10 protein-coding genes and 3 pseudogenes are annotated in these 13,717 nt (G+C 67.0%); 10 read left to right on the plus strand and 3 right to left on the minus strand.

Annotated elements, in window-relative coordinates:
• Positions 1–23: 23 nt before the first annotated feature.
• Positions 24–1,210, plus strand: a pseudogene (locus AC3CH1_RS02055) (dihydrofolate reductase family protein).
• A gap of 319 nt (positions 1,211–1,529) precedes the next feature.
• Here AC3CH1_RS02055 and AC3CH1_RS02060 read toward each other — a convergent pair.
• Positions 1,530–2,044 (minus strand): annotated as a pseudogene (locus AC3CH1_RS02060) (transposase); the annotation flags it as partial.
• A gap of 286 nt (positions 2,045–2,330) precedes the next feature.
• Here AC3CH1_RS02060 and AC3CH1_RS02065 point away from each other — a divergent pair.
• The 7 genes from AC3CH1_RS02065 (at position 2,331) to AC3CH1_RS02095 (ending at position 8,981) form a co-directional block, all read left to right on the plus strand.
• Entirely contained in the window at positions 2,331–3,329 is a 999-nt protein-coding gene (locus tag AC3CH1_RS02065) for an SMODS domain-containing nucleotidyltransferase (protein WP_488461256.1), read from the plus strand.
• The gene (locus tag AC3CH1_RS02070; RefSeq protein WP_488461257.1) at positions 3,326–3,931 is read left to right on the plus strand and encodes a hypothetical protein; all 606 of its coding nucleotides are present in this window, start codon (positions 3,326–3,328) and stop codon (positions 3,929–3,931) included. Before AC3CH1_RS02065 ends, AC3CH1_RS02070 begins: the two co-directional genes overlap by 4 nt.
• Entirely contained in the window at positions 3,925–5,202 is a 1,278-nt protein-coding gene (locus tag AC3CH1_RS02075; protein ID WP_488461258.1) for a HesA/MoeB/ThiF family protein, read from the plus strand. The genes AC3CH1_RS02070 and AC3CH1_RS02075 overlap by 7 nt, the downstream gene beginning before the upstream one ends.
• Positions 5,199–5,684, plus strand: coding sequence for a Mov34/MPN/PAD-1 family protein (locus tag AC3CH1_RS02080; protein ID WP_488461259.1), 486 nt, complete (start codon positions 5,199–5,201; stop codon positions 5,682–5,684). The genes AC3CH1_RS02075 and AC3CH1_RS02080 overlap by 4 nt, the downstream gene beginning before the upstream one ends.
• A gap of 60 nt (positions 5,685–5,744) precedes the next feature.
• The gene (locus AC3CH1_RS02085) at positions 5,745–7,220 is read left to right on the plus strand and encodes an SAVED domain-containing protein (RefSeq protein WP_488461260.1); all 1,476 of its coding nucleotides are present in this window, start codon (positions 5,745–5,747) and stop codon (positions 7,218–7,220) included.
• A gap of 396 nt (positions 7,221–7,616) precedes the next feature.
• Positions 7,617–7,787, plus strand: coding sequence for a 50S ribosomal protein L32 (rpmF, locus tag AC3CH1_RS02090; protein ID WP_488461261.1), 171 nt, complete (start codon positions 7,617–7,619; stop codon positions 7,785–7,787).
• 6 nt (positions 7,788–7,793) lie between these two features.
• Positions 7,794–8,981, plus strand: coding sequence for a GTP-binding protein (locus AC3CH1_RS02095; protein ID WP_488461262.1), 1,188 nt, complete (start codon positions 7,794–7,796; stop codon positions 8,979–8,981).
• Between the two features lie 286 nt (positions 8,982–9,267).
• Here AC3CH1_RS02095 and AC3CH1_RS02100 read toward each other — a convergent pair whose 3' ends face one another.
• Both AC3CH1_RS02100 and AC3CH1_RS02105 read right to left on the minus strand, forming a co-directional pair.
• Complete coding sequence (locus tag AC3CH1_RS02100; protein WP_488462124.1) at positions 9,268–9,579, minus strand: hypothetical protein; 312 nt, start codon at positions 9,577–9,579, stop codon at positions 9,268–9,270.
• A gap of 164 nt (positions 9,580–9,743) precedes the next feature.
• Positions 9,744–10,871, minus strand: a pseudogene (locus AC3CH1_RS02105) (chorismate-binding protein); the annotation flags it as partial.
• A gap of 248 nt (positions 10,872–11,119) precedes the next feature.
• Between AC3CH1_RS02105 and AC3CH1_RS02110 the strand changes: the two are divergent.
• Together AC3CH1_RS02110 and AC3CH1_RS02115 are read left to right on the plus strand one after the other, a co-directional pair.
• Positions 11,120–12,325, plus strand: coding sequence for a S1 family peptidase (locus AC3CH1_RS02110; protein WP_488461263.1), 1,206 nt, complete (start codon positions 11,120–11,122; stop codon positions 12,323–12,325).
• A 471-nt stretch (positions 12,326–12,796) separates the two neighbouring features.
• A complete protein-coding gene (locus tag AC3CH1_RS02115) occupies positions 12,797–13,675 on the plus strand; it encodes a polysaccharide lyase family 20 protein (protein WP_488461264.1) in 879 nt (292 codons plus the stop codon).
• Positions 13,676–13,717 lie beyond the last annotated feature (42 nt).

The following is a 13,717-nucleotide window of genomic DNA, read 5'->3' on the forward strand; positions in this document are numbered from 1 at the left end:
TGCTCGCACCGTCTGGAGATAACGTGCCCCGCCCCTACGTCCTGCTGTCCGCAGCCGTCTCGATCGACGGCCATCTCGACACCCGCCCGGGCGAGGCCCGGCTCATGCTGTCCAACAAAGAGGACTTCGACCGCGTCGACTCCGTGCGAGCCAGCGTCGACGCCATCCTCGTCGGCGCCGGAACACTCCGCGCCGACAACCCCCGTCTCCTCGTCAACTCGGAAGACCGCCGGGCCTCCCGAATCGCAGCCGGCCAACCGGATTACCCCCTGAAGGTCACAATCACCGGTACGGGAGACCTCGATCCCGACTGGAAGTTCTGGCACCACGGCGGGGACAAGCTCGTCCTGGCCGTCGGCGACGCGGCCGCGGCCAAGGCACGTACCAACCTTGGGGACCTGGCAGCCGTTCGGAGCATCCCTGCCGAGGACACATGGCCGACCGCACTCGACGCCCTCGGCGACGTGTACGCCGTCAAGCGGCTCATGGTCGAAGGCGGCGGCACCATCCACACGCAACTTCTCGAAGCAGCGCTCGCCGACGAGCTCCAGCTCGTCATCGCCCCGCTCCTCGTCGGCCAGCCCGACGCCGTACGCATGCTCGGTCCGGTGGGCTACCCCGGCGGCCCCGCCGCCCGGCTCAGGCTCCTGGAGACTCGTCAGATCGGTGACGTGGTACTTCTGAGGTACGCACCCAAGGACACCACGATGGAGCCCAGATGAGCCCCACTCATGCGGCCGACGCCCCCGGCACCGGCCGCACGCCTAACACCGCGGACCGGGACTGGCTCGCTCTGGCCTGCGAGCTGGCCGCACTCTGCCCGCCCTCGACGACAGCCTTCAGCGTGGGAGCGGTCATCGTCGCGGCCGACGGAACCGAACTCGCCCGCGGCTACTCACGCGAGAGCGACCCCCACGACCACGCCGAGGAAGGCGCTCTCGCCAAGCTCCCCGCCGACGATGCTCGACTCGCCACCGCCACGATCTACAGCTCCCTGGAGCCCTGCTCCCAGCGGGCATCCCGCCCTCTCCCCTGTGCCCAGCTCATCCGGGACTCCGGCCTCCGCCGTGTCGTCACCGCCTGGAGCGAGCCCGACACCTTCGTCGCCAATGCCGTCGGCACCGCGGTCCTCGAAGACGCCGACGTAACGGTCATTGCGCTGCTCGAGTTCATGGACGCCGCACAGGCACCCAACCGGCACTTGCTCTGACAACCTGCACCGGAATGGCTGATCAGGCCGCTGCTCGCCTCAGAATGAAGTTCGCAGGTGACAAAGGCCCCGCAACCGCCGCCCAACGGAAACTTGACCAGTCCGAGGCCGCGGGAGACGCCGTGGCGGGCCATCACGGGTGCAGTCGCGTTTTTCAAGCGGGTGACCATACCTTGATATGCCATAACCCCTGCCCGAATCCAGCCGCCGGGGTCAGTGGTGGCGCGCGCCTGCAGGCTCCGGGCCGCCCGGACCTTGCTGAGCAGATGCTGTGGAGGTCGGTGCGTACCTCGTAGCGGGCCCGGAGCCACCTGAACTACTGAAGCCAGGCGAAGGTGCGTTCGACGATCCAGCGGGGTCTTGCCCAGGCCGGATCCGTGCGAGACGCCGCGGCGAGCGATCCTCGGTGTGATTCCCCGGGCCCGAAGCAGGCGGCGGCACTTGTCGAAGTCGTGGCAGCGGTCTGCGAACAGGCGGGCCGGCCGGTGCACGCGGTCTCCCGCGTGCACCGGAGATGCCGGGATTCGCGTCCAGCAGGGGCATCAGCTGGGTGACGTCGTGCCTGTTTCCGCGGGTCAGCGAGACGGCCAAGGAGGCGCGGTGCCGATCGGTGCTCAGGTGGTGCTTGCTACCCGGACGCGCGGTCGACCGGCGAAGGTCCGGTGTGAGCCTCCCTTTGAGAGCTCTGACGTGCGAGCCGTCGCCGGCCGCATCGTCCATGTCCAGCAGACCCGCCGCTCGCAGTTCCGCCAGGAGGATCTCGTGCTGACGAGGCCACACACCAGCTTCGGCCCAGTCCCGGAGGGGCCGCCAGGCCGTCACTCCGCTCCAACCGATCGCCTCGGCAGGCGCGCAGGCAGCAAGGGGCCACCCGTTCCCACAGGCCATCAGACACAAGTTCATCCGACACCCGTGCACCTCTGCCGCCGCCAGCCCCAACTGCCGGCCCGTGCAGTCGAACTTATTCTGAAATGACCAGTTCGGGGGCGCTGTCAGTGCCACCGCTTACCCTGACAGACAGCTGCCCGATGTGCCTCCCGAACACGGACGAAGCCTGCCCCACCAGGCGGCCGAACTCGGTGTGGAACCAGGGCTGGACACACAAGCTCGAGGAGGCATCATGCGGATCGACGAAGCGTTCGACGACTTCCAGAGAAGTGTCAACGAGGAGGTGGGCCAGACCCGGCTCGCCCGGGAGCGGCGTGATCTGTTCAAGAGTGCGCTGATCAGCGAGCCCGATGTCACCGAGGCGTTCGGCTCTGGCTCACTGCAACGCAGCACTCAGCTCAAGCCCATCAACGACGTCGACATCATCGTCGTCTACGACGCCGCCCAGCACCCCGACTGGGGTACTGCCGGTCTCAGCGCCGAAGACGCCCTGGACCACGCCCGTGACCAGATCAACCGACTGCTGGGCAAGACCAACGGCAGCCACAGCAACGAAGTCCGGCTGGCACGGCCGCGAAATCACGCGGTCAAGTGCTTCCTCGACGATCCCGACGACGACACCGGCTTCACCGTCGACGTGATGCCGGCTCTCCGCCAGACCGACGGCACACTCCTCATCCCCGAGAAGCTCACCCAGACCTGGGTGCCCGCCAACCCCGAGTACCTGATCGACCTCGTGACCGACCGCCAGCAAGACTGGGAGCACTTCCGTCCACTGGTCCGCGTCCTGAAGCAGTGGCGTCACGACGTCGCCGTCACGGGACGGATCAAGTCGCTCGTCATCGAAGTCCTCGCTCTCGACTGCATGCCAACATCCGGTAACCGGCCCAGCGGACTGCGCGCCTTCTTCACCGCTGCGGCAGCACGCGTCAACGAGGGCGTGAAAGACCCGGCCGAGCTGTGCGGTGAGATCCAGCCCGACCTCGACTACGACGGTCTGCAGGCCGCCCTTGCCGACGCCGCCGAGCTCGCCGACCGGGCGTGCGCGGCCGCCGCAGCTGGTGAGACCGATCAGGCCCTACGACTGTGGCAGGAGATCCTGGGCGATTCCTTCCCCGCTCCCGCCGCGCCGACCAAGCCCGCAAACCCAGTGACTGGAGCCCCGGCCCTGATCACTGGCACGCCCGCGCTTATCACCCCTCGGCCGATCAAAGACGCCCCCCAGGGATGACGACTGCCCTCGGGACTCAGCCAGTCCCCATCACATGGTCTGCTTGTGAACCACACCGTTTCGAACGGGACCAACGCGAGATCACCAGTGCCTTCCCCGACCTGATCTACGACGACGATGGTGCCGGGAGCTGGCACGGCACGCTGCCTCTGTGGCCGTTCAACCGACCCCAGCCCGCACACCTCACCGAGTGGACAGGAAGCACAGGGCTCCAGGTAGTGATGGCCTACCGGCAGGCCTATCCCATGGTGCCCCCTCACATCTGGCCTCTCGACCCGCTTCCCGAGCCGGCCGAGTGGACGCAGACACGCTGGCATGTCAACGGCGACCGCACCCTGTGTCTCCTGCGCGCCGACGCACTGTGGACCGGCCGCGAATCTGTCGTCGACCTGCTTTTGAAGGCCGCAGGGTGGAAAGTGGAGTACGCGCTGATGAAGCACGAGGCCATCACGCAGATGTCCGACTGCGGCATCGTCGAGGACGACCGCTTCGACCACCATCTCACCCGGCCACCCGCCCACGGGATCGCCCACGCAAGCCTGACGGCACCGCCCGACAGTGCACCGGACCACTCAGACGCCGGGGGCGAACCGTCGTGCTGATCCTCGTCCCTCACCACGCCGCAGCCACCATCCGTCAGGCCGGCCCTTGGGGCGGGATGACGTTGCGCGGCAACCACGAGAACCTGGCCGTCATCCGAGGAGTTTCCACCCGCGACAGCGCGATCCTCCCCGTCAACACCTCCCCAGGCCAGAACCTGATCGCGGCCACCGGCGACGTACGCGCTTCCGGATACTGGTACCGCGTGGCCCCTGTACTGCACGTCTACTGGCGTCAGCTGAACGGCCGACTCGGTACAGGGCTACCTCTGCCCGCATTCCAGGAGCACCTCACCAGCGGCTACAAGAAGCCCGGTCCCAGCCCGTACCTGGCTCTGACCTATGCGCCCAACCTCACAGATGCCTTTCCCGAACACGACGTGCCCGACATCGTCGCCTGGCGTGTCGGGCGCGACGGCGCGTACCCCCTCAACTGTCTCGTCGAGCCGTCGACCACCGGCATCAGCCAAATCCATGACCATTGGCCCGTCAAGGACCTCCAGACAGCACATGTCATGCTCGTCGGCGCCGGCAGCATCGGATCCGCCACCGCACATGCTCTCGCCGGCTACGGCATCGGACACCTCACCCTCGTCGACCCCGACCGGCTCTCCTGGGACAACCTCGTACGCCACACCACCAGCCGCCGCCACGTCGGCCGCCCCAAAGTCACAGCTCTCGCCGAGGAACTCACCGAGCTCCGCCCGGACACCACCGTCACCCCTTTGGTCCTCGACGTCATCGACGACGCCGACCTGATCAGAACGCTGCTTCCCCATAGCGACCTTGTCCTTTGCACGGCCGACGGCGTTGCCGCCCGCCGTGTCACCGGACACCTCGCCCACCGCGCAGGAATCCCCGCTGTCATGGCCTGCGTCCTGCAGGACGGCGCCCTGGGCGAAATCCTGCGGCTCAGGCCCTGGCGCCAGCACGGATGCCTCACCTGCAGGCGCCAGACACTCGCCGAGCACGGCGGCATCGACCCCGAACCCGCTCTCGACGCCGGATACGGCACCGGCACACGACACCGTCCGATGACCGCTGTCGGCCCCGACCTCCACCTCATCGCCCAGCTCGCAGCCAAGACCGCCATCGCCACGCTGCTGGAACGCCTCGGGCACCCCGACCAGCGACTGCCCGGCGAACACGGCCTCATCAGCCTGCGCCGACAGCCCGACTGCGCACCGCCCTTCGACCTCAGCCGAACCGGCGAAATCCGGTGGCTCCCCGCCACACCACCACGCCCCGGATGCCCCACCTGCGAAACCCCATGACCCCGCGCCCAGTCACCGCTGTACACCTCACCCAGGGGGCCCTGCGCGTCATCACCGACGAACTTCGAACCGCCGACAGAAGCAGGGAAACCGGAGGCATCCTGCTGGGACATCACGTCCACAACATGGTGACCGCCCAGCACGCCGGAACCCCCGGGCCCGAAGCGGTTCAAACTCCTACTTACTTCCTTCGTGACCTGGCCCACGCCCAGGCCCTTGCCGACGATGCCTACGCCCAGGACCACAGCGTCTGGATCGGTGAATGGCACACCCACCCCGCCAGCCGCCCCCTCCCCAGCTCCCGCGATGCATCTACCTACCACCAGCTCCTCAACGACCCCGAACTCGCCTTCCACAGCTTTATCGCCGTCATCCTCGGTCCGCGGGGACCGCAGTGGGACGTCACCGCCTGGTCCTGCCGCAACAACACGATCACCCAGGTCGCCTTGCACGGCCTGCCGCATCAGCCGCGGCATCGGTAACGGCCGAACGGCAGCGTGACTTTCACAGCAGCCCACACACCCCGCACCCGGAGAGTGACCATGGAACCGCTGCCCGCGCCGAGCCCCACCAGTGTCAGAATCACCGGCGACCACTACCAGTGGCTCATCGCCTGGACCGGCTGCCTCACCCTCCTGCGCGAGAACGCCATCCACACCGCCAACCCCGTCATTTCCGTCGGCGTCGAAGCCGACGACGCAGGCAACCTCGACGACGTCGTCCTGCGCCGCCGCACCCCACCCCACACATACGCCCAGGTCAAATACACCGTCAGTAGCACCACGCCCGTCAACGAGGATTACCTCACCAAGCCGAGCCCCACCGGCGGCCCATCGATCCTGAAAAAGATCGCCACGACATGGCGCACTCTCACCGCCGACGGCATCGATGCCGACCTTGCGATCATCACCAACCGGGCCCCGGACCCCAACGACCCCCTCATCGCCGTGCGGGACTCACGCACTCAGCTACTCCTACCTAAGGCGGCTCATGGAACCGCACGCGCGAAAACCGGCCAGGCACGAACTCGCTGGGCCCAGAACGCCGAGCTGAACGAGAGCGAACTCCACGACCTCCTCTCCCGCCTGCGCTTCGACTTCTCCCGAGAACTACGGCACGTGCAGGAGCAGTTGCAGCTCCTGATGGCCGTCTGCGGCCTCCGCAACGACAGCCACGCGGTCGACGAGGGCGCCAACTGGGTCGCCCAGCAGGTCCGCGACGGCCACCGCACCCTTACCCTCGACATGGTCAAGACAGCCGTCGACGGCCTCGCCCTCAAGACGGGTCCCGCTCACGCGATTTTGTCGATCGCCACCCTCAAACCCGACCCGCTCGCTGCCGAAGCTGATCACGTCATCAACTGGATCGACCGGTTCGAAACCGACTCCGCGTATACCAAACGGCGTCCGCTCGCACCGGCCACCTGGGAACAGCTCCAGGACGACATCGAGGCAGCCCCCGCCCGCCTGCCCGGCCGCACCAACATCTCCGTATCAGGAAGCTTCCGCCTCGCCCCCGCGTTCCTGACCGGCACATCTTTCCGTATGGTCACCGGTGCCGATCTCGCCGTTCTCCAGCGTGGAGACCTGTGGTCCACTCGTGACACCTATGACACCGAATGCGACCCCGCAGTCAAGGAGTACGACATCGGCCAAGGCGGCGACCTCGCCGTCGGCATCAACGTCACGGTCAAGGAACAAGACTTCACCCAGGATGTCCTCGGATACCTCGAAGGACAGAACATCCCCGCATCCAGACTCCTCATCCTCACGCCACCAGCCGGCCCAAAGGACCGCTCGGTCCTCGACAGCCCCGCCGCCAACGCGCTCGCTGTCGGCATCCGCGATGCCCTGCGCCGGCCCAGCCGCGCCACTCCCCGGCTCCACCTTTTCCTCGCCTGTCCCATGGGGCTCGCTCTCCTCCTCGGCCACCGTTGGAACCGGCTGCGACCGACCGTGGTGTACGAAGACGTGAGCACGGCACAGGTATACGAGCCAGCCTTCTTCATTCAAGCCTGACTGGACGGCGGGGCACCAAGGTGACTTTCTCTACGCCCGTGACCGCCGAGCCTGCGGGCTACCAAGGACCAGCAGCCATCCGAAACCAGGCAGCTTCTCAGCAACCTGAAGAACCTACTGTTCCTCCGAGGCAGAAGACAGCACCGCCCGTTGAGCGAAGGTGCCGCCCTCTCGGCCGTGACGCCTCAGCAGAGCGAGCGTCAGCGCGGTCAGACATCCCTCATCGGCAGACGCCCGGATGGCACCACCACCTGGAGCAGCCTCCGGGAAAGCCGGTGCGAGTGCTCGAGCCCCTGGTTGCCGATCCGCTCTGCTACGCCTCCACGAGTGAGATCGTAATGACATTCATTTTCATGTATCGTCTGCCTCGCTCACCGATCACACCCGGAGGTCACCATGGCCGTACCCAAACGCAAGATGTCCCGCAGCAACACCAGGCACCGCCGCGCGCAGTGGAAGGCCACAACACCTCAGCTGGTGACGGTCACGGTGGACGGCACTCCCCACCTTGTCCCCCAACGGCTCGCCAAAGCGTACGAGCGCGGCCTGCTCCGCCCCGAAAGCTGACCCCACATGCACGACGCACCCTCGCCGCGCCTCCCCGTCACCGTCCTGTCGGGGTTCCTCGGTGCCGGAAAGACCACCCTGCTCAACCATGTCCTCGGAAACCGCGAGGGTATGCGCGTCGCCGTCATCGTCAACGACATGAGCGAGGTGAACATCGACGCCGCCCTCGTCCGCGGCGGTGAGGCCGCCCTGTCGCGCACCGAGGAACGCCTGGTCGAGATGACCAATGGGTGCATTTGCTGCACTCTGCGCGACGATCTGCTGGAGGAAGTGGACCGGCTGGCGCGCGAGGGGCGTTTCGACTACCTCCTCATCGAGTCCTCCGGCATCTCCGAGCCCATGCCGGTGGCGGCCACCTTCGCCTTCGCCCGCGATGACGGCGCCACCCTCGGCGACCTGGCCCGTCTGGACACCATGGTCACGGTCGTGGACGCCGCCAGCTTCCTGCCCGAACTGGCCAGAGGTGACGAGCTAACCCAACGCGGCCTGGACCAGTACGAGAACGACGAACGTACCGTGAGCGATCTGCTGATGGATCAGATCGAGTTCGCCGACGTCATCGTTGTCAACAAACTCGACCTCGTCGACACAGCCTCCGCAGACCTGCTCCGAGCCGCCCTCTCGCGACTCAACCCTGCGGCCCGTGTCGTGTCTGCCGAGCGGGGTCGCGTACCGGTCGGTGAAGTTCTGGGCACCGCGAGGTTCGATCTGGAGCGGGCGCAGCAGGCTCCGGGCTGGGTGAGGGAACTCAACGGTGACCACGTTCCCGAAACCGAGGAATACGGCATCTCCTCGACCGTCTTCCGCTCCGCAACGCCCTTCCACCCCGGGCGACTGTGGTCGTTCGTGACGGAGGCACTGGACAGCGGCGCTTACGGACAGGTCCTCAGGTCCAAGGGCTTCTTCACCCTCGCCAGTCGCTCCCACGTAACGGGGCTGTGGTCCCAAGCGGGTTCAGTGGTGCGCTTCGAGCCCTACTCCGCTCGCGACACCGACAGCCCCCACGTCCAGGAACTCGTCTTCATCGGAACCCAGCTCAATGCGGCGCGGCTGCGGGCAGCACTGACCGAGTGCCTCATGCAGGAAGACGAAGCCCAGCCAGCGACTGATCCCTTCCCGGCCTGGGACGCCTACGGCTTCGACGAGCTCTGCGCGCACGAGCACAACCCCCTCCCCACCGTGGCGGGGCACTGAAACTCCGGGCCGGGCGGTGGTCGCAGCCACGGCACCGTCCGGCCCGGTGCATACCTGCTTGAGATAGGCCGCTCATGGCGCGGAGGACGAGGAAGCCGGCGGCGCTCAAGTCGTTCCGTGCCTCATCCAACAAGGGTCACGCAGTGGCACTCGTTCCGCAGTCGATCAGGTGAGAAGCGGCCACTCAACCCTGCATAGAATCTCTTTGCGGGAATAAGGTAGAACGCAGAATGCACCCCTGAGAACAGGGGGCATTCTGCGTTCGCGGATGGCGCATGCGAAACAGTCAGTGGTCGTCCCAGTGGCCTTCGTGAGCCGCGTGCCGGTGGCCGTCGTGCACGTAGTCCATGTGGTCACCGTGCGGAACCGACACATGCCCGCAACCCTCGCCGTGCGCGTGGGCGTGATCGGAGTGCTCCCGGTGCTCGCCGACCTCGCACTCGTCCGCGTGACCGTCGTGCTCACGGTGCAGATGCCCGTCGTGCACGTAATCGACATGATCGCCGTGAGGGACTGCTACGTGCCCGCAGCCCGCAGCGTGCACGTGGTCATGACCGAGGTGCGGCTGATGTTGCAGGGATGTCGCCACTTCACTCATCTCCATGAATTCAGAACACCGCCCTTTTCGCGGCGGCAGCTTTCAGCGTCCTCCTGTTTTCTACCCTCGCGGCCGACGCTGCCACAGACAACACGCCTCGGCAAGCAGGCTCATTACCCAGCGTGCTATCGGTAACGATTGTCGATACTATTTCTGAGGATGCATTAACCGGCTCCGGTTTGCACTGTCGGCTGCGGAATGTACTGGATAGCGAACCTCAGGTGCGGGCGACGCTGCGGAGTTTCACGCAGGTCTCTCCTATCTCCCGTTCGGGGATGGATTGAGCGGTGGCTCCCGCGCCCACGCGGGAGCCACGTCTCGCCGCCCTCACCGATTAGGGTGCGCAGGACGAAGGCCGCGTCGAGGGCGCCATCGGTGCTCCCCAAGACCGCGCCGCCGTACAGGCCGCGTGGCCCCTCCTCATGGCGGGCCAGCGCCTGGAGGGCAGAGCGATTGAAGACTCCAGTGGCGGTGATCGCCGGAAAGATCAAGACGAAAGCGTCCCACGGTTCGGCATCGGACCGCAGTCGGCCTATCACCCGTGAGGCTAGGTGCTGCACCGAACCGCGCGGCCGAACCGCCATGAACTCCTCGACTGTGACGGAACCGGGCCGGCACGCCGCCGCCATCTCGTCCCAGGCGAGTCGTACGGATACGGCGCGCTGGTGCACCTCTTTGGGGTCGGTGAGGGGTCGAGCGCTGACGCGGCCATCCATACCGACCTCCAGGACGGTCTGGGTTAAGCCCGGGCGCCCGGTAGCCCTCGAGTTCCAGCAGGCAGGAGCGGGCCGGAGTGCTGGCCCCACCACCCGTTGAATAGGTCGTCAGGAAATCCACGAATGGATCTGGCACCGGAACCTTCCGGGAGGCAACAGCCTTCTCCACGAGCCCGGCGCGGATGTCCTCGACATTCGGGACACCGCGCTGCCATAGGCGTCCGTGGCGACCGCGATGATCCGATCGGACTCCTCCGGAGTCGTCCCGTCCAGAGCGAGATGTTGTGTAGTCGGCTCGGCCAGCAGGTCGGAGAGGACGTGGAGCCACGCCTCGTCCACCGCGCGGATCGCGGTCCGGTCCCCGGAGAGGGTCACCTCGACGGACGGGATCAGTGCGTGCAGCAGAGACCCGTCACCGTCGACCGCGGGGTCCGCGTGGAGTGGATGGGCGAGCTCGAAGGCGGCCCAGCCGCAGAAGTGACGTTCGCTGCAGTGCGCGCCGTGCGCCGCGGAGGGGCGCCTCAGTGCGCCGGCGGACGCCCCAGTCAACTCCCTTTCTGTCCCGCCTGCCTGCCATACAGCGAGCAAGCCCGGCGGCATCGGTTTCTACCAGAGGGGGCCTCATTTCACAGAACTGCGCAACTCTGTTGAAAAAGGCTGACGCCGGGGGACTTGAGCTTCATTCAGTCACTAGCCGATAGTTCAGGGCGCGGCGAGTTCCGAACTCTCCGTCAGACAGGAACTACCTGACGTCGGCGTGTTCTTGATGCGCCCCGGCGTTGTACCCCCCTCTGGCTTCTGGCTGTCCTCTGGAAGGAATCAGCATGCGCAATTCTCGCAAGTACTGGGTCGCCGCGGTGAGCGCCGCGCTCTCGGTCTCCGCCGTATTGGGGACCCAGGGCATGGCACAGGCGCAGGACACGGCGTCCGCTCCCCGCTACCAGCCCGAGATGGTCCGGGCGTTGGCCGCTTCGCTCGGTGTGAGTGAAGAGGCCGCGGTCGACCGTCTGGACCGGCAGGACACCCAGCAGGCCAAGCTCGCCGAGCTGAGAAAGAGCGGGATATCCGGCGACGGAGCCTTCTTCGGCGCCTCCGGCAAGCTGACCGTCAACGCCGACGACTCCGCCGAGGCGGCGCGGATCGAGAAGGCCGGCCTCAACGCCCGGGTCCCCGTACGCGGTCAGGCCGACCTCAACAAGATCAAGGCCACGCTGGACGCCGCCGCTGCCAAGAGCACCCCCGATGGCGTGGTCGAGTGGGCCGTGGACCTGGCCTCCGACCAGGTGACCGTCAAGGTCAACAGTGACCGGGGGCCTGCCGCCAAGGCGTTCCTGGCCAAGGCCGCGAAGCATGGCTCCGCCGTCAAGATCGTCCGAGGCCAGGAAAAGCTCGAGACTCAGGTGGCGGTCGCCCCCGGCAGCAAGATGACGATCAACAACTCGACCGGCTACTGCTCCGTCGGATACGGGGCCCGCGACCGGGCCGGCAAGCAGTACCTCGTCACCGCCGGGCACTGCGTCGAAGGCCTGCCCACCCTGCGCTCCAACGGAACGGCCTTCGCTCAGGGCACGCGGACCCGCTTCGCCCAAGGTACCCGCAGCGTCGACATGGGTATCGCGGCCATCAACGCCGGTCACTCCATCACGAACAACGTCACCACCTGGGGCAGCTCCAGCCCGGTCGCCGTTCGGGGCAGCAACCGTGCCGCTTCCGGGGCCGCGATGTGCAAGTCTGGTGCCACCACCGGCTGGACCTGCGGCAGGGTCGGCTCGTACAACCTCACCGTCACCTACAGCGACCCCAACGGGGGCCCCACCACAGTGGTCAGCGGCCTCGCCAGCTCCACCGTCTGCACCGAGGGCGGCGACAGCGGCGGCGCGTACATCTCCGGCAACCAGGCCCAGGGCATGACCTCCGGTGGCCCTTGGGAGCAGGAGTGCCTCGGCGGAGTCAACTCCCGCGGCTCGTCCTACTTCCAGCCGCTCAACGACACCCTTTCCTACTACGGACTGACGCTCAACACCAACTGACCGTCTCCCCCGTCGCCGAAGGCCGTACCCAGTAAGCGGGCCTTCGATCAACGGTCTCCTGTGCCCTCGTCCGAACCTCGGACGAGGGCACAGGTGGTTGTCCGGCTCCGCCGTACTGTCGTCCTGCAGCCACCTTTCGCGGCGAGCTCCGACAGGGGACTTCTACCCTGGTGCCGCTGCCGCGCGGGCCCCCCGACTCTGTGGCGACACGGTGGCCTCCAGCATTGACCGCGCTCCGCGAGCCGTGGAAACATCCGCTGCCATCGACTCGAAGGCCACGGACGAAACCATCGACCGTTGGCAATCGAGGCGCCCCCCACCTGGTCGACCGCGCCCGACTCTCGTACGGGCGGCGTCAGTCCGGCACGAAGGTCCGGACGACGTCGGCACCCGTCGGCCCACCCCTGCCCTCGGCGACAGGTGCGCTGGGCTCGGTCGGCCCACCCCTCACCGCTCCTTGGAAGGAGCTTCATGAAGATCACCCATTCCACCGCGGCCCCCCACGGGAACCGCCGCCGCCCATCCCGCCGAACGCGCCTCATCTGCACCGCGGTCCTCGTCGCGGGCGCGACTGCTCTGACACCGGTCGCCTTCGGCGCCGCGAGCACGCCGGCCGCCCCGTCAGTTCTTCCCTCCTCGTGTACGGCCTCTGCCAACGGGAGGGCCGTATTCAACGACGGATTCGAGGGCTCGGCGGAGAACTTCAACTTCGTCAAGCACCGCTACGACGGCGCTGAAGCCGGCAGTTCGATCACCGCTGCCACCTCACCGGCGCTGGCAGGCAAGCAGTCGGGGCGCTTCACCGTGCCCGGGGACGGCAAGTCGTGGCGAGCGGAAGTGGCGAACGACGCCATGGGCTACGGCGCGTACCGCTTCAGCTTCGCCAACTACCTGCCCGCAGACTGGGAACGGACCAACTTCGACACCATCGTCGCGCAGTGGCACGGCAAGCCACTGTCGGACGGGTCCAACACCAATCCGCCCATCGCGCTCTCCGTGCGCAACTCCGAGTGGCTGCTGAGCGTGTTCCACCTGGAGAACCCGACCGACACCGAGCCCGTACGGCGCGAGTACCGTCTGGGCACCGTGAGCCTCGGCAAGTGGAACAGCTGGACATTCGACATCGACTGGTCCACCGCTGACCACGCAGGGGCTCTGCGGGTGTGCCGCGACGGCCGGCAACTGGTGAACGACTCCGGGGAGAACAATTTCCACCAGCCGAAGGAGCCCTACTTCAAGGTCGGCATCTACCGGCCGTCCTGGAACCCGGCCAAGGGCCGTGACTTCCCGATCGGCGTCTCCGTCGCCACGGTCCACATCGACTCCGTCACGGTGACCGACCTGGACTGACAGCGCGTCCTGGCACGGCACTTCGACGCACCACCGAAGCGT

The organism is Streptomyces sp. MGP-P1, assembly GCF_057766565.1.